The following is a 21,979-nucleotide window of genomic DNA, read 5'->3' as shown; positions in this document are numbered from 1 at the left end:
GCGCACGGCCGCCTGCGGGTGGGGGCACGGGCGGCTGTGGTCCGCGGCCGTGCGGGATGGGCTGGGCCTGGGGCGTATCCGTGGTGCGGATTACGGCGGTGGGACCTGGTGGCGGCACCTGATGGCCGAGCTGGGGTGGGGCCGGCGGCTGCGGTCCCCGGCCGTACGGACCTTGCGCTGGCGGCTGCGGCGCCCGGTACGGCCCTCGCGGTAGGTGGTGTTGAACAGTCGCGCTGTCATCTGCTGCGGTGCCCGGCTGTCGCGTGACCTCGTTGTCGCGTCGGGATGGCGGCTGGGCCCCCCGACCGTATGGCGCGCGCGGACCATCGTGCCGATCGCTCATGCTGCTCCCTCGCCTCCCCAATCGATGGAGTAATCAGCCCGAGGCGCCAATTATGCGCCGAAGCGCTCTCGGATTTATTGGTTATCGAGCAACTCGTAGAAGTACCGCCTGCTCGACGGCAGCCCTGCGAAAATTGGCCGCCAGCCACGGACGACATGCGGTGCCGCCTCCGCCTTAGCCAATGCGGTAGTTGCTTACCGTTGTCAAACGCCTTCGCCCCACTGCCTTTCCACCGACTTAACTAAAGCCGTCAATGTCGCGTTCACCGGTGCCTCGACACCCAGCCGCGCTCCTTGTCGCGGCACCGCGCCGTTGATGACGTCGATCTCACTGACCCGGCGCGCCTCGTGGTCGAGCAGCGCCGACGGCTTGGCGTCGGGCATGCCGGCGCCAAAGGCGCGGACATGCGCGACGGGATCGGTTACGGCGACGGCGATGCCAGAAGCCTGCGCGACCGCCCAAGCCTCCGTTGCTGCGGCTCGGCTGACGGCGCCCATCTCCGGATCGTCCATCACCTGGCCGACGGTCATTCCGGTCAGCGCGCACGGCGCGCTGTAGGCGACGTTGCAGATCAGTTTCTCCCATTGCATGGCGGCGATGTCAGCGACTGCCGCGGCGTCGAACCCGGCTTGCGTCCAGGTCCGTGCGATCGACTCGACGCTCGAGAACGGCAACGACGAATAAGAGCCGAAACGCATTGCACGCATGGCGTTGTGGTGCACATGCCCGGGAGCGATACGCGACGCGCCGAACCCGCTTGCGATCCCGACGGCCAGCCGCTGGTCGCCGACGATGCCGGCAACGATCTCCGCTGAGCCCAGGCCGTTCTGGATGGTCAGCACCGGCGTATCCGGACCCAGCATCGGAAGCGCGTGCTGTGCACCGGCTTTCACGTCAGCGGCCTTGACGGCGAGCACGATGAGGTCCATGGGCTCCGAAGGCGCGGAGGTGGCGGCGCGCAGCGGCACCGTCTGGTCGTAGCCGGGGCCGGTGACCCGCAGCCCTTGCCGGCCGATCTGCTCGATGCTCGGCTGATGACTGTCGATGGCCAGCACATCGTTGCCCGACGCGGCGAGTCGGGCGGCATAGATGGAACCCATTGCGCCACAGCCGATTACCGCGATCTTCATAGCGTCTGCTCCTAAGCCGTCAACTCGGCGATCAGCTCGACCAGGCCGGCCTTCTGTTCCAGGCCGAAGCCAGGTGCATCGGAAGGCGCGATGCGGCCGCCGGCCAGCCTGCTTCCGTCGGAGTAGCCGCCGAAGGGCTGGAAGACCCCGGGGTAGGACTCGCAGCCGCCCAGGCCCAAACCGATCGCGATGTGCAAGTTGATCAGATGGCCGCCGTGCGGGAAGGCGAACTGGCGATCGAAGCCATGGGCCTCGAGCACCCCGAGCATCCGCGCGTACTCGGTCAACCCGTAGCTCAGGCCGGCATCCATCTGGAAGATGTCGTGCCGCGGCCGCATACCCCCGTATCGAACCAGATTCGTCACATCGGGCACTGAGAAGAGGTTTTCACCGGTGGCGACCGGGCCGTCGTAGCAGGCCGTCACTGCGTGATTCAGCTCGAAATCCAGTGGGTCGCCGGGCTCTTCGAACCAGCGCAGGCCGTAGGGCGCCAGCGCGGCGGCCCACCGGATGGCCGCGGACCGGTCGAAGCGGCCGTTGGCGTCCACCGCGACCCGACCGCTGTTTCCGACCACGCCGAGGACGGCCTCGATTCGGGCCAGGTCCTCGTCCAGCGGCGTGCCACCGATCTTCATCTTGACCGCGTCATAACCGAGGTCGAGGTAACCCCGCATCTCGTCGCGCAGGCGCGTCGTGCCACGGTCGTCGGGGTAGTAGTAGCCGCCGGCGGCATACACCGCAACCGCCGAGGCCGGCTCACACCCGAAGTGGCGTGCGATGGTCGCATACGCGGGCTCGTCGTCGAGCTTGGCGTTGAGGTCCCAGCACGCCAGTTCCAGGGCCGCCGCGGCGGCGGCCCGATCTCCGTGCCCGCCGGGTTTCTCGTCGGTGAGCGCGCACGCCGCCACCGCGGCGGGGTCGATGTGCCCAGAGTCGTCCAGCAGGGTGTCCGGGGACGCGGCGAGGATGCGGGGGATCATCCGGTCACGCAGGATTCCGCTTTGGGCGAAGCGGCCGATCGAATCGAAGGCCACCCCGACCACGCGTTTTCCGTCCCGGTCGGCGATCAGTGCGACCAGCGACAAGGTGTGGCCGCCGAAGTTGATAACAGCGTTGGCCGGGCTGCCCCGGAGCGGGACCGGCCGCTCCAGGATCGCGGTGATCCGCATCACCCGATCTTGGTGAACAGCACCGCCTCTTCCCACGGCAGCCTTGCGAAGACCGCGCGCCCGCGGGTCACGTGCGCTGCCGCGGCTTCCCTGCTGACCACCGTCGGGTTGGTGATCCCGATGGTCTTGCCGTTGCGGCGCATCTTGCCGCTGCCGGCCGCCTTGAGGTTTTTCAGCCAGTCGCGGTCGCGCCCGTAGGCCAGCGGGACGGCCACACCGGGTTTGCCGTCGACGTTGGTGGTGAAGGCATTCACCGGTGTGCGGTAAGCCTTTCCGGAATGGCGACCGACATGCTCGATGATGGCGTATCCGGGTAGCCGGCCAGCCCATAGCCGCTGGATGGGATTGGTCACGTATCGGTTGAACCGGGCGAGTCGTTCGGGAAATCGCATGCCACCCATCCAACTCGTCGGCCCCGGCCGACTTCAACCCGCCGGCAGCAACCGGCGCGCCAGCCACGCTGCGCGGGTGGGCGGTGGATGCCAGGGCTGCTGGTCGTCCGGAGGCCATGCGTAACAGGGTGTCTCGCCGCACAGCAGCTGACGTAGCTCGGGGATGCTTAGCTCGCGCGCGGACCACTCGTAGAGGTTTTGCAGCCGCGGCTGGATGACGCCGACGTCCAATAGGTGTGCCAGTCCGTGTTCGGCCTTGAGGTAGGGCGCGAGATCGTTGCCCAGCGGGTAGCGGTCCGGAAGCACTCGCGACAGGGACAGAAAAATACCGGTCATGCCCAGCCGTGGATCGCCCAACGGGCGGCTCGACAGGGCCAGCCGGCCAAGCGCCAGGCGCGGCGCGGCCACCAGGGCGTGGGCATAGAGCACCCGCATCAGCACCAGGTTGATGAAGAATCGTTCGACCCGCGACTCCCGCCATGCGAGATCCTCATGCTCGAGGTAAGCGTTGACAACGCTGATGTTGTGGGCGCGATACCAGCGCCGGGCGGACGGCGCCCGGATGAACTCCAGCGACGCGGCCACCGCCGGTGAGCTCGGGGCCCCGGAATGGCCGAACGACAGGGCGCGGGCTTCCCAGCCGTCGCAAATCAGGCGTTCGTTGATGGCCCGCCACCACGGACTGCCCGGCCTCGAGCCGGTCGATGGGTTGAGCAGTCCCGTCGCAGCTGCCATCCCATGAACGCCGAAGCCGCCTGCCGATACGGCAGATGGCCCCGGTCGAAGTTGGCCGGGACCTGGTAGAGCTCTCGCATCAGCGCCAGTCGACCGTGCGGAGTATCGCGCACCGCGGCGAACCGCGCCTGTGCGACCGCCGCGGCCGACTGCCGAGTCATGCCGCAACTCTTACACCCTGTAGTTGAGTGGGTCGAGGAGGCTGAGACACTGGTCGGCATGGGTAGCACCGACCAGGCGATCGCTAGCGTGCGCTCCTCGGCGCAGCTGTTCGACCACGCCTGCCGGGTCATCCCCGGCGGGGTCAACTCCCCGGTGCGGGCCTTCACCGCGGTGGGCGGCACTCCTCGCTTCATCACCGAGGCGCACGGCTGCTGGCTGACCGACGCCGACGGCAACCGCTACGTCGACCTGGTCTGCTCGTGGGGCCCGATGATCCTCGGCCACGCCCACCCGGCCGTCGTCGACGCCGTCGCCAAGGCCGCGTCGGGTGGCCTGTCCTTCGGGGCGCCGACGCGGGCCGAGACCGAATTGGCGGCCGAGATCATTGGGCGGGTGGCGCCGGTCGAGCGGATCCGGCTGGTGAACTCCGGGACCGAGGCCACCATGAGCGCGGTCCGGCTGGCCCGCGGTTTCACCGGCCGGGCCAAGATCGTCAAATTCTCCGGCTGCTACCACGGGCATGTGGACTCGTTGCTCGCCGACGCCGGCTCGGGCGTGGCGACGCTAGGATTGCCGTCCTCGCCCGGGGTCACCGGGGCCACCGCGGCCGACACAATTGTCTTGCCCTACAACGACATCGACGCGGTGCGGCAGACGTTCGCCAAGTTCGGCGACGAGATCGCCGCGGTGATCACCGAAGCCAGCCCGGGCAACATGGGCGTCGTGCCGCCCGCGCCGGGCTACAACGCCGCGCTGCGGCAGATCACCGGTGAGCACGGCGCGCTGCTCATCGTCGACGAGGTGATGACGGGCTTCCGGGTCAGCCGAAGTGGTTGGTACGGAATCGATCCGGTGGACGCCGACCTGTTCACCTTCGGCAAGGTGATGAGCGGCGGGTTGCCGGCCGCCGCGTTTGGCGGACGGGCCGACGTGATGGAGCGGCTGGCGCCGCTGGGCCCGGTCTATCAAGCCGGCACACTGTCGGGGAATCCGGTGGCGGTGGCCGCCGGGCTGGCGACGCTGCGGGCCGCCGACGAGGCCGTCTACCGCGCGCTGGACCGCAACGCCGACCGGCTCGCCGGGTTGCTGGGCCGGGCGCTGGCGGATGCTGGTGTGCCGCACCAGATTCCGCGGGCCGGCAACATGCTCAGCGTCTTCTTCGGCGACGCGCCGGTGACCGATTTCGCCTCCGCGCGGGCCAGCCAGACATGGCGTTATGCGCCGTTCTTCCATGCGCTGCTGGAGGCGGGCGTCTACCCGCCGTGCAGCGCCTTCGAGGCCTGGTTCGTCTCGGCGGCCCTGGACGACAACGCGTTCGAGCGGATCGCCGATGCCCTCCCCGCCGCGGCGCGGGCCGCCGCCGCTGCCAAGGAGCTCTGATGGGCGAGCAGACCAGGGTCCATGTCGTGCGCCACGGCGAGGTGCACAACCCCACCGGCGTCCTCTACGGACGGTTGCCCGGATTCCACCTTTCCGAGCAGGGCCGCGCCCAGGCGGCCGCCGTCGCCGACTTCCTGGCCGACCGCGACGTGGTCGCGGTGATCGCCTCGCCGCTGCAGCGGGCTCAGGAAACCGCGGCACCCATCGCCGACCGTCACGATCTGCCGGTGGACACCGACCCGGACCTGATCGAATCGGCCAATTTCTTCGAGGGCCGTCGGCTGGGCCCCGGTGACGGCGCCTGGCGCGACCCGCGGGTGTGGTGGCAGCTGCGCAACCCGTTCAGACCGTCGTGGGGTGAGCCGTACACCGAGATCGCGGCCCGGATGACCACTGCGGTGGAAAAGGCGCGGGTCCGTGGCGCGGGGCATGAGGTGGTGTGCGTCAGCCACCAGCTTCCGGTGTGGACGGTGCGGCTGCACCTGACCGGTAGGCGACTCTGGCACGACCCGCGGCACCGGCAATGCGGGCTGGCGTCGGTGACCACGCTGGTCTACGACGGCGACCGGCTGGCCGGCGTCGAGTACTCCCAGCCGGCGGGCCCGTGACCATGCGCCGGTGGCTGGCGATCGCCGGGTTGGTGGCGCTGTTGTCCGGCTGCGCCGGACGTGACGCGGTCGCGCAGGGCGGCACGTTCGAATTCGTCTCGCCCGGCGGCAAGACCGACATCTACTATGACCCGCCGGCCAGCCGCGGGCGCCCTGGACCACTATCCGGTCCGGACCTGGCGGATCCGGCGCGCACGGTCTCGCTGGACGGCCCCGAATTCGCCGGCCGTGTCGTCGTGATCAATGTGTGGGGGCAATGGTGTGGGCCGTGCCGCGCCGAGGTCACCCAACTGCAGCGGGCCTATGACGCCACCCGGAGCTCGGGGGCGTCCTTCCTCGGCATCAATGTCCGCGACAACAGCCGCCAGGCCGCGCAGGACTTCGTCAACGACCGTCACGTCACGTTCCCGTCCATCTATGACCCGCCGATGCGGACCCTGATCGCGTTCGGCGGCAAGTACCCCACCACCGTCATCCCCTCCACGCTGGTGCTGGACCGCCAACATCGGGTCGCCGCGGTGTTCCTGCGCGAACTGCTGGCCCAGGATCTTCAGCCCGTGGTGCAACGACTTGCTGGCGAGACGCCTGAGAAATGACCGGATTCGCCCACCTCGCCGCCGCCGGACCGCTGCTGGTGGCACTGGGGCTGTGTTTGCTGGCCGGGCTGGTGTCGTTTGCCTCGCCGTGCGTCGTGCCGCTGGTGCCGGGGTATCTGTCGTATCTCGCGGCGGTCGTCGGGGTGTCTGACGAGGCGCCGGCCGGCGCGGTCAAAGCGCCGCAGGCGGCGCGGTGGCGGGTCACCGGATCGGCGGCGCTGTTCGTCGCCGGTTTCACCACGGTGTTCGTGCTGGGCACCGTCGCGGTGCTGGGGATGACCTCCACGCTGATCACCAACCAGGTCCTGCTGCAACGGGTCGGCGGCGTGCTGACCATCGTGATGGGGCTGGTATTCGTGGGCTTCATTCCGGTCTTGCAGCGCCCGGCCCGATTCAGCGCGCGGCAGCTGACGACGGTCGCCGGAGCGCCGCTGCTGGGAGCGGTGTTCGCACTCGGCTGGACGCCATGTCTCGGGCCGACGCTTACCGGGGTGATCACCGTGGCGTCGGCCACCCCGGGCGCCTCCGGCGCCCAAGTGGCCCGGGGCATCGCGCTCGTGATCGCGTATTGCCTGGGGCTGGGCACCCCGTTTGTGTTGCTGGCATTCGGTTCGGCGGGGGCGGTCGCGGGCCTGGGCTGGCTGCGCCGCCACACCAGGGCCATCCAGATCTTCGGCGGCGCGCTGTTGATCGCGGTCGGTGCCGCGCTGGTCACCGGGGTGTGGAACGACTTCGTCTCCTGGCTGCGCGATGCCTTCGTGTCCGATGTGAGGTTGCCGATTTGAGTGGGCGAGCAGACGCAAAATCACCCCAAAATGGCCCATTTTGGGTGATTTTGCGTCTGCTCGCGCAAAGGAGCCGCAACCTCTGGCGCTCGCTGACGTCGATGGGCACCGCGCTGGTGCTGCTGTTCCTGCTGGCGCTGGGCGCGATACCCGGTGCACTGCTGCCGCAGCGCAGCCTCAACGCCGGCAAGGTCGACGACTACCTCAGAGCCCACCCGGTGATCGGCCCGTGGCTCAACGAGCTGCAGGCCTTCGAGGTGTTCTCGAGCTTCTGGTTCACCGCCATCTACGTGCTGCTGTTCGTGTCGCTCGTCGGCTGCCTCACCCCGCGAATGATCGAGCAGGCCCGCAGCCTGCGCGCCACCCCGGTGGCCGCGCCGCGAAACCTGGGCCGGCTGCCCAAGCACGCCGCCTCCCGGGCCGTTGGCGAGCCCGACGACATTGCCGCCACCGTCGCTGGCCGGCTGCGCGGCTGGCGCATGACCACCCGGCGCCAAGGTCAGGCCGTCGAGGTGTCCGCCGAGAAGGGCTATCTGCGCGAATTCGGCAACCTGCTGTTCCACTTCTCGCTGCTGGGTCTGCTGGTCGCGGTGGCCGTCGGCAAGCTGTTCGGCTACGAGGGCAACGTGATCGTCATCGCCGACGGCGGCCCCGGCTTCTGCTCGGCATCACCGGCCGCGTTCGACTCCTTCCGCGCCGGCAACACCGTCGACGGCACGTCGCTGCACCCGATCTGCATCAGGGTGAACGACTTCGCCGCCAACTACCTGCCGTCCGGGCAGGCCACCTCGTTCGCCGCGGACATCGCTTACCAAGCCGGCAGAGACCTGACGGCGAACACCTGGCGCCCTTACCGGCTGGAGGTCAACCATCCGCTGCGGATCGGCGGCGACCGGGTGTACCTGCAGGGCCACGGCTACGCGCCCACCTTCACGGTGGCCTTCCCGAACGGCGAAACCCGCACGTCAACGGTGCAGTGGCGACCGGACAACCCGCAGACGCTGCTGTCGTCGGGCGTGGCTCGCATCGATCCACCGGCCGGCAGCTACCCCAACGGCGAGGAACGTCGCAAACACGAAATCGCCATCCAGGGCCTGCTGGCGCCCACCGAGCAGCTCGACGGCACCCTGCTGTCGTCGCGGTTCCCGGCGCTCAACGACCCGGCGGTGGCCGTCGACATCTACCGCGGCGACACCGGGCTGGACACCGGGCGTCCGCAATCGCTGTTCAGCCTGGACCCCCGCCTGATCGAGCAGGGTCGGCTTACCAAGGAGAAGCGGGTCAACCTGCGGGCCGGGGAGCTGGTGCGGCTGGACCAAGACGGCACCACGGTCCGCTTCGACGGCGCCGTGCCGTTCGTCAACCTGCAGGTCTCCCACGACCCAGGTCAGGCGTGGGTGCTGGTCTTCGCCATCACGATGATGGCCGGACTGCTGGTCTCGCTCGTCGTGCGCCGCCGGAGGGTGTGGATAAGGCTCACCCCCGCCGGCGACAACGCCCCCGGTACGGTGAACGTCGAGCTGGGCGGGCTGGCGCGCACCGACAACTCCGGGTGGGGCGACGAGTTCGAGCGGCTGACCGAGCGGTTGTTGGCCGGGCTGAGCGAGAGCGACGACACGGCCGCCACGAGGAGTTCTCAGGTGAAGGTTCCATGAATACCCTGCACGTCGACATCGGCCTGTCGAGGTACTCCGACTGGGCATTCACCTCGGCGGTGGTGGCCCTGGTGGTAGCGCTGCTGCTGCTGGCCTTCGAGCTGGCCTACGTCGGTGGCCGTCGCGTCGAGACCCGCGCCCGAGTGCTGGCCGGCGTAGCTGCCGACAGCTCGACCCCCGGCGTGGTGGTGGACGACCAGCAACGGCCGTTCGACGAACGCGTCGGGCGGGCCGGGCTGGCCGTGGTCTACCTCGGCATCGGGCTGCTGTTCGCCTGCATCATGCTGCGCGGGGCGGCCACCATGCGGGTGCCGTGGGGCAACATGTACGAGTTCATCAACCTGACGTGCTTCAGCGGTCTGGTCGCTGGGGCGATCGTGCTGCGCCGTCCCCAGTACCGCCCGCTGTGGGTGTTCCTGCTGGTGCCGGTGCTGATCCTGCTCACCGTTTCCGGACGCTGGCTCTACGCCAACGCCGCGCCGGTGATGCCCGCGTTGCAGTCCTACTGGCTGCCCATTCACGTATCGGTGGTCAGTCTCGGATCGGGGGTGTTTCTAGTCGCCGGCATTGCCAGCGTCTTGTTCCTGCTGCGCACGTCGCGGCTGGGAGAGCCCGGCGCCGACGGCGCAGTTGCCCGGGTGGTGCAGCGGTTCCCCGACGCGCAGACGCTGGACCGGGTCGCCTATCGGACCACCATCTTCGCGTTCCCGGTGTTCGGTTTCGGGGTGATATTCGGCGCCATCTGGGCCGAGCAGGCGTGGGGCCGGTATTGGGGCTGGGACCCCAAGGAGACCGTCTCGTTTATTGCGTGGGTCGTCTACGCGGCCTATCTGCATGCCAGGTCAACGGCGGGATGGCGGGACCGCAAGGCCGCCTGGATCAACGTCGTGGGCTTCGTGGCGATGGTCTTCAATTTGTTCTTCGTTAACCTGGTGACTGTAGGCCTGCATTCCTACGCGGGCGTGGGCTGACCGCCCGTCAGCATCAAAAGCAACCGAGGGGCCAAGAAGCGGCCCAAAGGGGGAACTGCACGTGTCCGAGCATCAAGCCCCTGGCGTGGGGACGCCCACCGGCCAAGGCGGCCGCGCCGCGGCGGATCCTCCGACCAGGGAGTTGCCGCCGTATCACGGCGAACCCGCCTCCGAAGCGCACCCCGGCAGCGAGCCTCCCACCCGCGCCTTCGCCGGGTTCCGCACCGAGTCGCGTCGCCCCGGCGTCGACCCGCGCGGCGTCGTCCCACCGACCGCGCCCGCGCCATTGCCGCCCTGGGACTCCAGTCCGGCGACCGGCGTCCGGCCGATCGAGCCGGGATTCGGCGGCTACTACACCGGCCCGGGCGACGCGCCCGCCGCGCGCGTGGATGCGCCCTTCCGCCCGGAAGCGGTTCCGCACACGCCGTATCCCGAGCTGTCCACCGGCATGCTGTTGCGACCCATCAAACCGCCCCCGACGGAAGGCTGGCGCCGCCTGCTCTACGTGCTGTCCGGGCGGCTGATCAACGTGGGGGAGAGTCCCCGCGCCGCACGGCACAACGACCTGGTGGCTCAGATCAACCGGCCGTTGCGGGGGTGCTACCGCATCGCGGTGCTGTCGCTGAAGGGTGGTGTCGGCAAGACGACGATCGCGGCGACGTTGGGCGCCACCTTGGCCTCCATCCGCGGCGACCGGGTGGTGGCCGTCGACGCCAATCCGGATCGCGGCACGCTGAGCCAGAAGATTCCGCTGGAGACGACGGCAACCGTGCGGCAGCTGCTGCACGACGCGGGAACCATCGAGCGCTACAGCGATGTCTTCCGTTACACCTCGCGCGGGCCGAGCGGGCTGGAAGTGCTGGCGTCCGAGAGCGATCCGTCCGTGTCGGACGCGTTCAGCGGCGAGGACTACAGCCGCACCCTGGACATTCTGGAGCGGTTCTACGGCTTGGTGATCACCGACTGCGGCACCGGCCTGCTGCACTCGGCCATGTCGGCGGTACTGGCCAAGTCCGACGCATTGCTCGTGGTCAGCTCGGGTTCCATCGACGGCGCGCGCCGCGCGTCGGCGACGCTGGACTGGCTGGACGCACACGGGCACGAAGACCTGGTGCGCTCGTCGGTCGCGGTGATCAATGCGGTGCGGCCGAGGTCCGGCAATGTCGACATGCAGAAGGTGATCGACCACTTCTCACGTCGCTGCCGCGCAGTGCGCCTGGTGCCGTTCGACCCGCACCTCGAGGAGGGCGCCGAGATAGACCTGTCCCGGCTGCGGCGGCAGACCCGCGAAGCGCTCACCGAACTGGCGGCCGTGGTTGCAGATGGGTTTCCCGGGTGATCAGCGGGCCGGTTTCGGGTTTTAAAGAGGGTTGTTGTCCCCGTGGCTCAACCGCCACAAGAAGTCGGGATCGTCGTCGGGCCCGATGACGCGAGTCTTGGGCCGATTGGCCTGCGCCTTGGCCGCGCGCCAGCCGACGTAGATCAGCGTCCCCAGAACCAGGACCAGGAACAGGTAGAGCACTCGACACCTCCTTCGAGCAAATATACCCGCGCCGTAGGCTCAGGCTGTGTCAAAAGGGCAGAGCGGCAAAGCCACTGGGGCCACTGGGCCAGCGGATAGAGACCGGGTGGTTTTGGATGTCCTGCTCTACGCGACGGCCCGGCTGCTTCTGGTCGTGGTGGTCGGTGCGGCGATCTACGGGGTGGCGCGGTTGCTGGGGGTCACCGAGTTCCCGATCGCCGTTGCGGCGTTGTTCGCGTTGATCATCGCGATGCCCTTGGGCATCTGGGTGTTCAGCCCGCTGCGCCGGCGCGCGACGGCGGCGCTGGCAATTGCCGGCGAGCGCCGGCGCGCCGAGCGGGAAAAGTTGCGGGCCCGGTTGCGCGGTGAGGCGCCTCCCGACGAGGAGCCCGACGGCTAAGCGTCGCTGTGCAGGGGCATCCGGACCACCTGCGCGGCATAGCTCAGGCCCGCGCCATAGCCGATCAGCAGGGCCAGGTCGTTCGGCTTGGCCGCGCCCGTCGCCATCAGTTCGGCCATCGCCAATGGAATGGAAGCCGCCGAGGTATTTCCAGCCTGCTCGATGTCGTTCGCGACGGTCACGTCCGACCGCAACCGCAGGTTCTTGACGAGAAGCTCGTTGATCCGGCTGTTGGCCTGATGAGGTACGAACACGTCTATTTGATCGGGTCCGACCCCCGCCGCCTCCAGTGCTTTGCGTCCGACATCGCCCATCTGGAACGCCGCCCAGCGGAACACCGCGGGACCTTCCAGCCGCACGAACGGGCGTGGGCCACTTGGGTTTTGCGCAAAGGTGATCCAGTCGATGTCTTGGCGGATCGCATTGGCCTGTTCGCCGTCGCTGCCAGCGACGGTCGGTCCGATGCCCTGGAACGGCGTTTCGCCGACCACCACTGCGGCCGCACCGTCGGCGAAGATGAAGCAGTTGCCACGGTCGTACATGTCGATTGTGGGCGATAGCTTTTCGGTGCCGACCACCAGCATCTTGGCGGCGCCGCCGCCACGGATCATGTCGGCCGCGACGCCCAGCGCGTATCCGAAGCCGGCGCACCCGGCGGACAGGTCGAACCCCAGAATGTCCTTGGCGCCCAACGCCGCTGCGACCATCGGGGCCGCGGGCGGGGTCTGAAGGAAGTGGGTGTTGGTGGTGAGGATCACACCGTCGATGTCGGCTGCGTCGAGCGAGGCGTTCTTCAGTGCCCGCCGGCAGGCCTCAGTAGCCATGGAAGCCGCGGATTCGTCGTCGGCCGCGAAGCGGCGGGTCTTGATGCCGGTGCGGCTGTAGATCCATTCGTCGGACGAGTCGATGTTCTGGCAAATCTCCTCGTTGGTGACCACCCGCTCCGGTCGGTACGCCCCGACGCTGAGCATCCCGATGCTTTTCGCGCCGCTGCTGGTGGCGATCTCCGTCATGCCCGTCCTCAGTTGCTGTTATCTGACTGTAGACATTGCTGGCTGAGCAGTCGCAAAAGCCCCCCGCAATGGCCGATTTCGGGGCTTCGGGGCTGCCTCACCAGGCCAGAGCCGCTGCCACCGCGGTCGCCCACACCACCATCGTCAGCCCGGTGTCACGCAGCACCGGAACCAAATCCCGGCCCCCGCGACCGGAGCGCACCGGGCCGGCGGCGCGCAGCGCCAGCGGCGTGGCCAAAAGCCCGACCGCACACCACGGCGTCGCGAGCATCAAAACCAGCGTCAGCACCCCGGCGACCGCCAGCAGCACTTGATAGAACACCCGGGTGCGGGCGTCGCCCAGCCGCACGGCCAGGGTCAACTTGCCCGATTGCGCGTCGGTGGGGATGTCCCGCAGATTGTTGGCCACCAGCACCGACGACGACAATGCGCCCGTCGCCGTCGCCAGCACTAAGCCCACCCAGTCCACCCGTAACGCCTGGGTGTACTGCGTGCCCAGCACGGCGACCAGGCCGAAGAACACGAACACCGCGAGTTCGCCGAAACCCGCATAGCCGTACGGCCGCGACCCGCCGGTGTACAGCCACGCCCCCGCGATGCAGCCCGCGCCGACGGCGATCAGCCACGGCGCGCTCACCAGCGCCAAAACCAACCCGGCCACCGCGCCGACCGCCAGCCCCGCGACCGCTGCGGTCAGCACCGCCCGCGGGGTCGCCAGCCGCGAGCCCACCAGCCGCACCGGCCCGGCCCGGTCGTCGTCGGTGCCACGAATGCCGTCGGAGTAGTCGTTGGCGTAGTTGACCCCGACGATCAGCGATACCGCGACAACCAGTGCCAGCAGCGCTTTCCACCACACCGCGGAGTGCAGCCAGGCCGCGGCACCGGTGCCCGCGACGACGGGCGCCACCGCGTTGGGCAGCGTGCGTGGACGGGCACCGGATATCCACTGGGTAAAAGTGGCCACCAAGGCAAACTAAGGCATCGCGTCCCATGCACCAGAATGGGCGGATGCTCGGAGTCATCGGCGGCAGCGGTTTCTACACCTTCCTCGGCTCCGACGAACGCACTCTGTATCCGGACACGCCCTACGGCAAACCCAGCGGCCCGATCACAATCGGCTTCATCGACCAGCACGAAGTCGCCTTCCTGCCCCGCCATGGCGCAAACCACGAATTCTCGGCGCACACCGTGCCCTACCGGGCCAACATGTGGGCCCTGCGCGCGCTCGGCGTGCGGCGGGTGTTCGCGCCGTGCGCGGTCGGCAGCCTGAAACCCGAACTGGGTCCCGGCGTCGTCGTGGTGCCAGACCAGCTGGTCGACCGGACCACCGGCCGCGCCGACACCTATTTCGACTCCGGCGCCATCCACGTCGACTTCGCCGATCCGTACTGCCCGACACTGCGCGCGGCGGCCACCGGTCTGCCCGGTGTGTTCGACGGCGGCACCATGGTGGTGATCCAGGGGCCGCGGTTTTCCACCCGCGCCGAAAGCCGGTGGTTCGCCTCCGCCGGATTCAGCCTGGTCAACATGACCGGTTATCCGGAGGCGGTGCTGGCCCGCGAACTCGAAATGTGCTATGCCGCAATCGCTTTGGTGACCGACCTGGACGCCGGTGTGGCGGCCGGCGAAGGCGTCAAAGCCGTCGACGTGTTCGCCCAATTCCAAAAGAACATGGAGCCGTTCAAAAAGCTGGTCCGGGCTGCCATCGGCCGGGTCGACGTCGAGCGCGCCTGCACGCACTGCCTGGCGCACACCGGTGTCACGCTGCCCATCGAGCTGCCGTGAGGGTGTTGCTCACCGGTGCCGCCGGGTTCATCGGCTCCCGGGTGGACGAGGCGTTGCGGGCGGCGGGGCACGAGGTGATCGCCGCCGACGCACTGCTGCCCGCCGCCCACGGCGCAGACCCGGTATTGCCGCCCGACTGCCGGCAGATCGACATCCGCGACGCCGACGCCCTCACGCCGCTGTTGGCCGGCGTGGACCTGGTCTGTCACCAGGCCGCGATGGTAGGGGCCGGTGTGGACGCCGGGGACGCTCCCGCCTACGGCGGCCACAACGACTTCGCGACCACGGTGCTGCTGGCGCAGATGTTCGCGGCCGGAGTGCGGCGTCTGGTGCTGGCGTCGTCGATGGTGGTCTACGGGCAGGGCAACTACGACTGCCCCGAACATGGACCGGTCGAGCCGTTGCCGCGCCAGCGCGCCGACCTCGACGCTGGAATCTTCGAGCATCGCTGCCCGGTGTGCGGGTCGGCGGTCGTATGGCGGCTCGTCGACGAGGACGCCCCGCTGCGCCCGCGCAGCCTGTACGCGGCCAGCAAGACCGCGCAGGAGCACTTCGCGCTGGCGTGGTCGGAGGCGACGGGCGGCTCGGTGCTGGCGTTGCGCTACCACAACGTCTACGGACCGGGCATGCCGCGCGATACCCCGTACTCCGGGGTGGCGGCGATCTTCCGTTCGGCACTCGAAAAGGGCCAGCCGCCAAGGGTTTTCGAGGATGGACGGCAGATGCGCGACTTCGTCCACGTGGACGACGTGGCCGCGGCCAATCTTCTGGCCGCCGACGCCACCTCCGAGCGGGACGGGTTCACCGCTGTCAACGTCTGCTCGGGGCGGCCAGTCTCCATCCTTCAGGTCGCCTCCGCTTTGTGTGATGCGCGCGGCGGCGCCGTGCAGCCGGTGATCACCGGCGAATACCGCAGCGGCGACGTGCGCCACATCGTGGCCGACCCCAGCCGAGCGGCCGAGGCGCTGGGTTTTCGCGCGGCTGTCGATCCGCGGGACGGTCTGCGCGAATTCGCCTTTGCGCCGCTGCGGTGAAGGGTTTTCGGTGTGAACTGGTGGCTTTCGGTGTGAGCGTAGGGCGGGAACCGGCGCGAGAGTTCCCGCCTTGACCACACACCCGAAGCCCAGGATTCACACCCAAAGCCGAAACGAGCCTCAGCTCTGCGGTGGGCGGTAGATCTTTGGCGTTGGCCGCTTTAGGGATATCTGCTGGGTGGCCGAGTCATCTCCCCGGAAGATGCGTGGCGCGCCGGAGCCGGCCAGCTGCGGTTCCCCACCGGCCGGAATGCGGGTTGTCGCCGCAGCCGACGGCGGCGGTGACACTCCCTGGCCCGCCTGCCTGGCCGCGGGAACGGGGACGCGGCGCCTGCGCCGACGACGCCGGCGGCCGCTGAGGTGACCGCTGATCCTGACGGCGAGCAGGATGCCCAGCGCCAGCCCGCACAGTGCCACGTCGAAGGTGCTGGTGATCTGATGCGCGAGGTTGTTGCCGTAAACCGGGTTGTTCCAGCCGCCGCCACCCGGGGGCACCACGAACCGTGGCGCCAGCCAGACGCCCAGCACGACGCGCGCGATGCCGATCGTGACGAGCAGCCCGGTCAGCGACGTGGTCAATCGGGTCGGTATCGAAGTGGTAGCCAGTTTGATCCGAAGCCAGATCGCCAACGCCGCGGTGGCCAAATCAAAAGCAGCCAGCGTCATGGAGTCGTAGCGCGAGTAGGGGTAGTTCAGAATTACCGCGCCGGTGAAGTCGGTGATCCGCATCAGCGCCGACCCCACGCACCACACGACGATGAGCGTGCAGCCCATGCGGGCCGCGTTCCGCCAGGGGACGGCGTCGTCCGGGCCGCCGCGACGGTAACCGGGTAACACCCGAGGTGCGAATATCGCGGCGCCGACGGCCCACGCCAGATATCCCTCGTACCCCACCCCGGCCGTCGACGTGTTCTGCGCAATGCCGTGGAAGGAGTCGATGTCGCGACCGATGGGCAGGAACCACACCAGCGGCCCGGCCACCAGGGCCGACGCCCCGAGCGCGACGAGCGCGAGGTGGGCCGCTTTGGTGCTTTTGACGAGCCATCGGGATGCGATCAGCACGGCGACCCACGCCACCAGGCCGTACACCGTCGCGGTGACGATCACCACGATGTTCTGCTTGCCGAAGCCGGCGCCGGTCGTGTCGTGCATTGCGAACCGCACCCGCCAGAACAGGTTGAACCCCGAGCTGAGGGTGGCACCGATCATCGACACGTAGCCGATCACCCGGGCGGACCGCGACCACCCGTCGGGCGTCTCTACAGCGGCGGCCGGGCCGATGATCAGCGGTTGCGCGCTCAGCACCGAGCCCGCCATCCCCAGCCATGCCCCCGGCCCGACGCCGCCCGGCACGTGCACGCTGCCCCCGGAACGAATCGTCTCGTACACGTCGTACCCGATGAAAGCGAGCACCAGCAGCCAGTAGGGGACGTTCAGCAGGAGCCGCAGCCGTCCCGCCGGGACTGCGATCCCGATGAGGGAAACCAGAGTCACCGCCGCCAGAACCGCGAACAGGACGGTCTTGCTGTCCGGGACGCCGACGCCGAAGTACAGATTCCAGGGCAGGAACGGCGCGAGGACGAGCAACCCGGCAGCGATCAGGTCGCGGGTGACGTTACGCCGCCGCACCGGCTCTCCGGCCGGGCCGCCCGGGCCGGCCGCCTGCACGGGCGCTGCCGGAGCCCCGCCGCGGATCGGGCCGGTAGGCGCGTCGTAGCTGCTCTGGCTCACAAGGCCCCCCGGTGATCAAGGACGGTTGTTGTCGGCGCGGAGCACACCTTGTGCGGATGCTCTCTTGAGACCATATTCTCCGTTCGGACGGCGCGGCAGGGGCCGCGAACACCGAAATCCACAAAGGTTGCTCTGCGGTGACCATCCCAGTGTGCCGTACGGCTGTGGCAACCTGGTTACGCTGCGTTCATAGGTGAATCTAATCCGGATGTTGGATACTGCCGACGGTATCGCAGTGTAATGATGCTGGGACATTGCTGGTTGCGGGGTGGCCAGGCGAAGGAGAGCCGCGATGGACGTCGTTTTGGGGGTGGCGGTCGCAGACCGCGTTGCCCGCGTGGCTCTTGTCGGGGCGGGCGCCGGCGGTGGCGACGTCATCGACCAATCGGTCGTCGACCTGGATGACCACCCGATCGAGAGGCTGACCGAGACCGTCGTCGGCACCAACCAACTGCTGGCCGACGAACACCACCGCCTGGTCGCCACCCGTTTGTGCTGGTCGGACGGTCCTAGGTCGGACCAGCTGCGTCAAGCGCTGGAGCACTCCGGCGTGCAGAACGTCGTGGTCCTGGGGGAGCAGCAGGCCGCGACGGCCCTGATGCGCACCGCCGGTCCGCAGGGCTCAGCGGTGCTGGTGGTCGGCGACGAGGCGGCGACGCTGCTGGCGCCCGCGGCGACGGTCGACGACCCCGAGTCGCCGCCGACGGTGCTGGCCGCCGGGCCGTTTGCCGGAGGCGACGCGACCGGTGCCTTGGACACCATGATGGCGAGGCTCGGTGACCAGGCCGGCGGGGTGCGCGACGTCTACCTGGTGGGCTCGTCTTCCGAGCTCACCTCGCAGGTTGCTGATCAGTTGCGGGACGCGTCGACGATGCGGGTGTCGGTGCCCGAGGACCCCACGTTCGCGATAGCCCGTGGCGCGGCGATGTCGGCTCTGCCCGCGGCGGCATTGTCCGGTCAGGCGTATGGCGACGCGACGGCCATGTCGCCGCTGGCGTACGGCGCGGACGCGACGGCCATGTCGCCGCTGGCGTACGGCGCCGACGCGACGGCGATGTCGCCTCAGGCATTCGGCGACGCGACGGCGATGTCCCCGCAGGCTTACGGCGCGGACGCGACCGCCGCCATGTCACCCCAGGCTTACGGCGCGGACGCGACCGCGTACACCCCGGCCGCGCCGACCCCCGCCGGCGGCGAGGAACAGCAGCTGGCGTATTCGATGACCGACGAGCACGAGCTGCTGCCGTTCGAAGACGAGTACGGCGACGAATTCGTCGACGACGAGGAAGCGGAGGAACCGGAGAAGCTCAGCCGGGGATCCGTGCTGATCGGCAACGCCGTCGTGGCGTTCGCGGTGATCGGCTTGGCGTCGCTGGCCGTCGCGGTCGCGGTGACCGTCCGGCCGACCGCGGCTTCCCAGCCGGTGCTGGGGCACCAAAACGCCGCCCCGGGCAAGTTCATGCCGCTGTTGCCGACGCAGCAGCAGGCCCCGGTGCCGCCGCCCCCGGTTGACTCGCCCAACCTGGGGTACCAGGGCGGCGTCGTTCCCGACGCCAACGGCTACATTCCGCCACAGCTGGCCGCGCCCAGTGGAGGCGGTGGGCCGGCCGGCCCGGTGGAGGCGCCCGTGGTGCCCGCGCAGGTCGCGCCCGCGCCGGCGCCGGTGCCCGGCTTTGTGCCCGACCCGAGGATGCCGATCCCGGTCCCGATCTTCATTCCGTTCCCGGGCTGGCGGCCGCCACCGATCTTCGTGCCGCCGCCATTCATACCGCCCACACCGCAGAAGCCGACCGGTCAATCCGGTTCGACGACGCCCGTGACCCCGACTCCGTCGACCCCGAGCAAGCAGCCGTTGGTGACCACGCCGTCGACGCCGCCGACGCCGAGCACTCCGGCGACCCCATCTACACCGGTGACGCCGTCGACCAAGCCGCTGGCGCCGTCTACACCGTCCGGCACGCCCTCCGCGCCCAGCACGTCGATCCCGACGACCAGCAAGCAGCCAACATCGGAGGTGCCGCAGACGACTTCCGCGCAGCCGCCGACCCAGCAGACGACGGTGGCTCCGACGCCTAAGCAAACGTCGGTGGCACCGCCGCCCAGCACGCAGCAGCCGACCGTTGCCCCGCCGAAAACGCAGACGCAGCAACCGACCGTGGCCCCGCCGAAGACCCAGCAGCAGGTGCCTACCGTGCAACCTCAGCCCAAACCGCAGGTGCCGCAGGTGCCGCAGCAGCCTCAGCCCAGGCCGCAGTTCCCGAGGTTTCCCGGCGGCGGTGGCGGCTGAGTGCTCGAGCGCTCTACCGCAGCTTGGACAGGCAGAGCACGATCGGCGGCGAATAGGCCTTCGTCTGAACCCATTGGCCACCAGTGCAATTGGAGGTGCTGGTGGTGCGCTTGATGACTTTGTCGGTGGCGGAACTGGATCCGCAGGTGGCGGGATAGACCGTCACGTCCATGGTGCCGTCGCTTCTCCGTGCCCCTGAGATCCGCCTGATGCAATCGCCGACTTCGGCGTTCTTGATCGCCTCCGCCGAAGCATCCGGAACGCCGACCGGGGAATACGAGGTAGTCGCCGGCGTCGTGTAGCGGTGGTGGCTGCCGGCCCGGTGGACCGCCGTGCCCATCACCACCACCACGAAGACAATGCTGATGACGGCGAAAAGTGTTCCCACATAGCCGATTACAGTGCCCGCGATCGCGAGGCCACGGCCGTCCTCGCCGGACCGCTTGATCTGGGAGAGCGAGATGTGGCCGAAGATGATGCCCAGCGGGGCGATGATCAGCGAGGTCACCAACGCCACGATGGCCATCGTGTTGGTCGGCCGGGCCATCGGATACGGCGCGTAGGGGCCCGGAGCCGGCGGCGCATATCCGTAATTGATCCCGGCCGGATCACCGGGCGGCGGCGGATAGTTGGGCGACTGGAATGGGGCTGCCTGCGTTGGGTGTTCGTCAAAGGGCTGCATCGGTGCTTCCTGTGTGCTCGGGTTGCCGCGACTGCGTCAACTGGATGATTGCTGTTCTCGGCTTGGGCCCCGGTCGACGACAGCCCCGTTCGGCGAGGCGATCGGCACGCGCGTCATCACCGGCTCGGTGCACTGGCACGCCCCCCGGGCCACAGTTAACCACAGCCGGCAAGGAAATTCTGGGCGAGGTGGGAAAGTCGCCGCTCCCCGCTTCAGGCGCAGCAAATCGATTTCCATGGCGACGATTCCGAAGGTTCCGGCCCGCGCTAGTGTCGGTTGCCATGCCCGGGGACGCGGTGACGGTGGTGCTGCCTTGCCTCGACGAGGAGGAGTCGCTGCCTGCGGTGCTGGCCGCCATTCCCGATGGCTACCGGGCATTGGTGGTCGACAACAACAGCACCGACGACACCGCCGCGGTCGCACGCCGACACGGAGCCGAGGTGGTCGCCGAACCGCGGCCCGGTTATGGCGCGGCGGTGCATGCGGGCGTGGTCGCGGCGACGACGCCGATCGTGGCCGTCATCGATGCCGACGGTTCGATGGATGCCGCTGACCTGCCCCGGCTGGTCGCCGAGTTGGGCCTCGGCGCCGATCTGGTGACCGGCCGGCGGCGTCCGGTGCCGGGGCTGCACTGGCCGTGGGTCGCCCGGATCGGCACCGTGGTGATGAGCTGGCGGCTGCGCACTCGGCATGGCCTGCCGGTGCACGACATCGCCCCGATGCGGGTGGCCCGGCGAGCCGATCTGCTGAAGCTGGGTGTCGTCGATCGACGGTCGGGATATCCGCTGGAACTGCTGGTTCGTGCCGCGGCCGCCGGCTGGCGCGTCGTCGAGCTCGATATCAGCTACGGTCCGAGGACGGGCGGCAAGTCGAAGGTCAGCGGCTCGCTGCGGGGCAGCGTCACCGCGATCCTGGACTTCTGGAAGGTGATTTCTTGAGTGGCCTGCCGGTGACCCTGTTGGTAGTCGCCAAGGCGCCGGAACCTGGCCGCGCCAAGACTCGGCTCGCGGCGTCCGTCGGCGATCGAGTCGCCGCCGAGATCGCGGCCGCCGCCTTGCTGGACACCCTGGACGCGGTGGCGAGCACGCCGTCGGCCGCGCGGGTGGTGGCGCTCACCGGCGACCTGGACGCGGCCGTCAGCGGCGCCGAGATCCGTTCGCGGCTCGCATCGTTCACGGTGATCGAGCAGCGTGGCGACGGCTTCGCCGACCGGCTGGCCAACGCACACGCCGACTCGGCCGACGGATCTCCGGTGCTGCAGATCGGCATGGACACCCCGCAGGTCACTGCCGTCTTGTTGACCGGTTGCGCGCGCCGGCTGCTGGCGGCGCCGGCGGTGCTCGGGTTGGCCTGCGACGGCGGCTGGTGGGTGCTCGGAGTGCAGACGCCCGCAATGGCCGAATGCCTGCGCAGCGTTCCCATGTCACAGCCCCAGACCGGGCAGCGCACATTGACGGCATTGCGCGACAACGGTATTGCCGTGAAAATGGTTGAACAGCTGGCGGACTTCGATCTCGTCGAGGACGTCGCCGGCGTGCGTGATGCCTGCGCGCCCGGCAGTCGGTTTGCGCGCGTCACCCGGGCGGCCGGACTCTGACC

Annotated in this window: 23 protein-coding genes; 14 read left to right on the top strand and 9 right to left on the bottom strand. The window is 69.1% G+C overall.

Going from position 1 to position 21,979, the window contains the following annotated elements; genetic code table 11:
• Positions 1-214, top strand: a 214-nt coding sequence (locus A9W99_RS26945; RefSeq protein WP_216639707.1) for a hypothetical protein, incomplete at its 5' end; no start/stop codon positions are given.
• 332 nt (positions 215-546) lie between these two features.
• Here the strand turns inward: A9W99_RS26945 and A9W99_RS05010 are convergent.
• The 4 genes from A9W99_RS05010 to A9W99_RS04995 are packed head-to-tail and all read right to left on the bottom strand — an operon-like array spanning position 547 to position 3,769.
• Positions 547-1,473 (bottom strand): ketopantoate reductase family protein, encoded by a 927-nt coding sequence (locus A9W99_RS05010; protein WP_067374353.1) that lies wholly within the window; start codon positions 1,471-1,473, stop codon positions 547-549.
• Between the two features lie 11 nt (positions 1,474-1,484).
• Positions 1,485-2,642, bottom strand: coding sequence for an enolase C-terminal domain-like protein (locus tag A9W99_RS05005; protein ID WP_067374349.1), 1,158 nt, complete (start codon positions 2,640-2,642; stop codon positions 1,485-1,487).
• Positions 2,642-3,034 carry a nitroreductase family deazaflavin-dependent oxidoreductase gene (locus A9W99_RS05000; protein WP_067374346.1) on the bottom strand — a complete coding sequence of 131 codons (393 nt, stop codon included), beginning with the start codon at positions 3,032-3,034 and terminating at the stop codon, positions 2,642-2,644. Before A9W99_RS05000 ends, A9W99_RS05005 begins: the two co-directional genes overlap by 1 nt.
• Positions 3,035-3,067: 33 nt before the next feature.
• The gene (locus tag A9W99_RS04995) at positions 3,068-3,769 is read right to left on the bottom strand and encodes a hypothetical protein (RefSeq protein WP_253869603.1); all 702 of its coding nucleotides are present in this window, start codon (positions 3,767-3,769) and stop codon (positions 3,068-3,070) included.
• A gap of 219 nt (positions 3,770-3,988) precedes the next feature.
• On the opposite strand from A9W99_RS04995, the gene hemL reads away from it, so the two are divergent.
• The 7 genes from hemL to A9W99_RS04960 all read left to right on the top strand — a co-directional run bounded on the left by hemL (position 3,989) and on the right by A9W99_RS04960 (position 11,265).
• Positions 3,989-5,311 (top strand): glutamate-1-semialdehyde 2,1-aminomutase, encoded by a 1,323-nt coding sequence (hemL, locus tag A9W99_RS04990; protein WP_067374343.1) that lies wholly within the window; start codon positions 3,989-3,991, stop codon positions 5,309-5,311.
• Positions 5,311-5,919 (top strand): histidine phosphatase family protein, encoded by a 609-nt coding sequence (locus A9W99_RS04985; RefSeq protein WP_067374340.1) that lies wholly within the window; start codon positions 5,311-5,313, stop codon positions 5,917-5,919. Before hemL ends, A9W99_RS04985 begins: the two co-directional genes overlap by 1 nt.
• A gap of 2 nt (positions 5,920-5,921) precedes the next feature.
• Positions 5,922-6,515 (top strand): TlpA disulfide reductase family protein, encoded by a 594-nt coding sequence (locus tag A9W99_RS04980; RefSeq protein WP_067374337.1) that lies wholly within the window; start codon positions 5,922-5,924, stop codon positions 6,513-6,515.
• The gene (locus A9W99_RS04975; RefSeq protein WP_067374335.1) at positions 6,512-7,300 is read left to right on the top strand and encodes a cytochrome c biogenesis CcdA family protein; all 789 of its coding nucleotides are present in this window, start codon (positions 6,512-6,514) and stop codon (positions 7,298-7,300) included. Before A9W99_RS04980 ends, A9W99_RS04975 begins: the two co-directional genes overlap by 4 nt.
• 101 nt (positions 7,301-7,401) lie before the next feature.
• Complete coding sequence (locus A9W99_RS04970) at positions 7,402-8,955, top strand: cytochrome c biogenesis protein ResB (RefSeq protein WP_082929824.1); 1,554 nt, start codon at positions 7,402-7,404, stop codon at positions 8,953-8,955.
• Positions 8,952-9,926: a c-type cytochrome biogenesis protein CcsB gene (ccsB, locus tag A9W99_RS04965; RefSeq protein ID WP_067374330.1), complete on the top strand. Its 975-nt coding sequence runs from the start codon at positions 8,952-8,954 to the stop codon at positions 9,924-9,926. The genes A9W99_RS04970 and ccsB overlap by 4 nt, the downstream gene beginning before the upstream one ends.
• Before the next feature lie 55 nt (positions 9,927-9,981).
• The gene (locus tag A9W99_RS04960; protein WP_067374327.1) at positions 9,982-11,265 is read left to right on the top strand and encodes a MinD/ParA family protein; all 1,284 of its coding nucleotides are present in this window, start codon (positions 9,982-9,984) and stop codon (positions 11,263-11,265) included.
• A gap of 21 nt (positions 11,266-11,286) precedes the next feature.
• Here A9W99_RS04960 and A9W99_RS26425 read toward each other — a convergent pair whose 3' ends face one another.
• On the bottom strand, positions 11,287-11,448 hold the full coding sequence (locus tag A9W99_RS26425; RefSeq protein ID WP_156622942.1) for a hypothetical protein: 162 nt from the start codon (positions 11,446-11,448) through the stop codon (positions 11,287-11,289).
• Positions 11,449-11,494: 46 nt separating this feature from the next.
• On the opposite strand from A9W99_RS26425, the gene A9W99_RS04955 reads away from it, so the two are divergent.
• Positions 11,495-11,848: a DUF4229 domain-containing protein gene (locus tag A9W99_RS04955; RefSeq protein WP_067374324.1), complete on the top strand. Its 354-nt coding sequence runs from the start codon at positions 11,495-11,497 to the stop codon at positions 11,846-11,848.
• On the opposite strand, the gene fabH is transcribed toward A9W99_RS04955, so the two are convergent.
• Together fabH and A9W99_RS04945 are read right to left on the bottom strand one after the other, a co-directional pair.
• Positions 11,845-12,861 carry a beta-ketoacyl-ACP synthase III gene (gene fabH, locus A9W99_RS04950; RefSeq protein ID WP_067374321.1) on the bottom strand — a complete coding sequence of 339 codons (1,017 nt, stop codon included), beginning with the start codon at positions 12,859-12,861 and terminating at the stop codon, positions 11,845-11,847. The genes A9W99_RS04955 and fabH overlap by 4 nt on opposite strands.
• Positions 12,862-12,958: 97 nt before the next feature.
• Positions 12,959-13,825 carry a 1,4-dihydroxy-2-naphthoate polyprenyltransferase gene (locus A9W99_RS04945; protein WP_067374318.1) on the bottom strand — a complete coding sequence of 289 codons (867 nt, stop codon included), beginning with the start codon at positions 13,823-13,825 and terminating at the stop codon, positions 12,959-12,961.
• 44 nt (positions 13,826-13,869) lie between these two features.
• Between A9W99_RS04945 and A9W99_RS04940 the strand changes: the two genes are divergently transcribed.
• Together A9W99_RS04940 and A9W99_RS04935 are read left to right on the top strand one after the other, a co-directional pair.
• Positions 13,870-14,646, top strand: coding sequence for an S-methyl-5'-thioadenosine phosphorylase (locus tag A9W99_RS04940; RefSeq protein ID WP_253869600.1), 777 nt, complete (start codon positions 13,870-13,872; stop codon positions 14,644-14,646).
• Positions 14,643-15,680 (top strand): NAD(P)-dependent oxidoreductase, encoded by a 1,038-nt coding sequence (locus tag A9W99_RS04935; protein ID WP_067374312.1) that lies wholly within the window; start codon positions 14,643-14,645, stop codon positions 15,678-15,680. Before A9W99_RS04940 ends, A9W99_RS04935 begins: the two co-directional genes overlap by 4 nt.
• Before the next feature lie 120 nt (positions 15,681-15,800).
• On the opposite strand, the gene A9W99_RS04930 is transcribed toward A9W99_RS04935, so the two are convergent.
• On the bottom strand, positions 15,801-17,375 hold the full coding sequence (locus tag A9W99_RS04930; RefSeq protein WP_371514918.1) for a hypothetical protein: 1,575 nt from the start codon (positions 17,373-17,375) through the stop codon (positions 15,801-15,803).
• A 328-nt stretch (positions 17,376-17,703) separates the two neighbouring features.
• Here A9W99_RS04930 and A9W99_RS04925 point away from each other — a divergent pair, with 328 nt between their 5' ends.
• Positions 17,704-19,698, top strand: coding sequence for a hypothetical protein (locus A9W99_RS04925; protein ID WP_067374308.1), 1,995 nt, complete (start codon positions 17,704-17,706; stop codon positions 19,696-19,698).
• Positions 19,699-19,711: 13 nt separating this feature from the next.
• On the opposite strand, the gene A9W99_RS04920 is transcribed toward A9W99_RS04925, so the two are convergent.
• A complete protein-coding gene (locus A9W99_RS04920) occupies positions 19,712-20,380 on the bottom strand; it encodes a DUF4190 domain-containing protein (RefSeq protein WP_067374305.1) in 669 nt (222 codons plus the stop codon).
• Between the two features lie 281 nt (positions 20,381-20,661).
• On the opposite strand from A9W99_RS04920, the gene A9W99_RS04915 reads away from it, so the two are divergent.
• Both A9W99_RS04915 and A9W99_RS04910 read left to right on the top strand, forming a co-directional pair.
• Complete coding sequence (locus A9W99_RS04915; protein WP_067374302.1) at positions 20,662-21,318, top strand: glycosyltransferase family 2 protein; 657 nt, start codon at positions 20,662-20,664, stop codon at positions 21,316-21,318.
• Entirely contained in the window at positions 21,315-21,977 is a 663-nt protein-coding gene (locus A9W99_RS04910) for a DUF2064 domain-containing protein (RefSeq protein WP_067374299.1), read from the top strand. Before A9W99_RS04915 ends, A9W99_RS04910 begins: the two co-directional genes overlap by 4 nt.
• The last annotated feature ends 2 nt before the right edge of the window (positions 21,978-21,979 follow it).

This window comes from Mycobacterium sp. 1164966.3, from assembly GCF_001665395.1.
Classification (GTDB): Bacteria; Actinomycetota; Actinomycetes; order Mycobacteriales; family Mycobacteriaceae; genus Mycobacterium.
Note: the sequence above shows the minus strand (reverse complement) of the source record. Positions and strands in the feature narration are given on the sequence as shown.

Excerpts from the sequence above, each read along its gene's own strand:
- A9W99_RS05010 (WP_067374353.1), bottom strand. The coding sequence starts at position 1,473 with ATGAAGATCGCGGTAATCGGCTGTGGCGCAATGGGTTCCATCTATGCC.
- A9W99_RS05005 (WP_067374349.1), bottom strand. The coding sequence starts at position 2,642 with ATGCGGATCACCGCGATCCTGGAGCGGCCGGTCCCGCTCCGGGGCAGC.
- A9W99_RS05000 (WP_067374346.1), bottom strand. The coding sequence starts at position 3,034 with ATGCGATTTCCCGAACGACTCGCCCGGTTCAACCGATACGTGACCAAT.
- A9W99_RS04995 (WP_253869603.1), bottom strand. The coding sequence starts at position 3,769 with ATGGCAGCTGCGACGGGACTGCTCAACCCATCGACCGGCTCGAGGCCG.
- hemL (WP_067374343.1), top strand. The coding sequence starts at position 3,989 with ATGGGTAGCACCGACCAGGCGATCGCTAGCGTGCGCTCCTCGGCGCAG.
- A9W99_RS04985 (WP_067374340.1), top strand. The coding sequence starts at position 5,311 with ATGGGCGAGCAGACCAGGGTCCATGTCGTGCGCCACGGCGAGGTGCAC.
- A9W99_RS04980 (WP_067374337.1), top strand. The coding sequence starts at position 5,922 with ATGCGCCGGTGGCTGGCGATCGCCGGGTTGGTGGCGCTGTTGTCCGGC.
- A9W99_RS04975 (WP_067374335.1), top strand. The coding sequence starts at position 6,512 with ATGACCGGATTCGCCCACCTCGCCGCCGCCGGACCGCTGCTGGTGGCA.
- A9W99_RS04970 (WP_082929824.1), top strand. The coding sequence starts at position 7,402 with ATGGGCACCGCGCTGGTGCTGCTGTTCCTGCTGGCGCTGGGCGCGATA.
- ccsB (WP_067374330.1), top strand. The coding sequence starts at position 8,952 with ATGAATACCCTGCACGTCGACATCGGCCTGTCGAGGTACTCCGACTGG.
- fabH (WP_067374321.1), bottom strand. The coding sequence starts at position 12,861 with ATGACGGAGATCGCCACCAGCAGCGGCGCGAAAAGCATCGGGATGCTC.
- A9W99_RS04940 (WP_253869600.1), top strand. The coding sequence starts at position 13,870 with ATGCTCGGAGTCATCGGCGGCAGCGGTTTCTACACCTTCCTCGGCTCC.
- A9W99_RS04925 (WP_067374308.1), top strand. The coding sequence starts at position 17,704 with ATGGACGTCGTTTTGGGGGTGGCGGTCGCAGACCGCGTTGCCCGCGTG.
- A9W99_RS04920 (WP_067374305.1), bottom strand. The coding sequence starts at position 20,380 with ATGCAGCCCTTTGACGAACACCCAACGCAGGCAGCCCCATTCCAGTCG.
- A9W99_RS04915 (WP_067374302.1), top strand. The coding sequence starts at position 20,662 with ATGCCCGGGGACGCGGTGACGGTGGTGCTGCCTTGCCTCGACGAGGAG.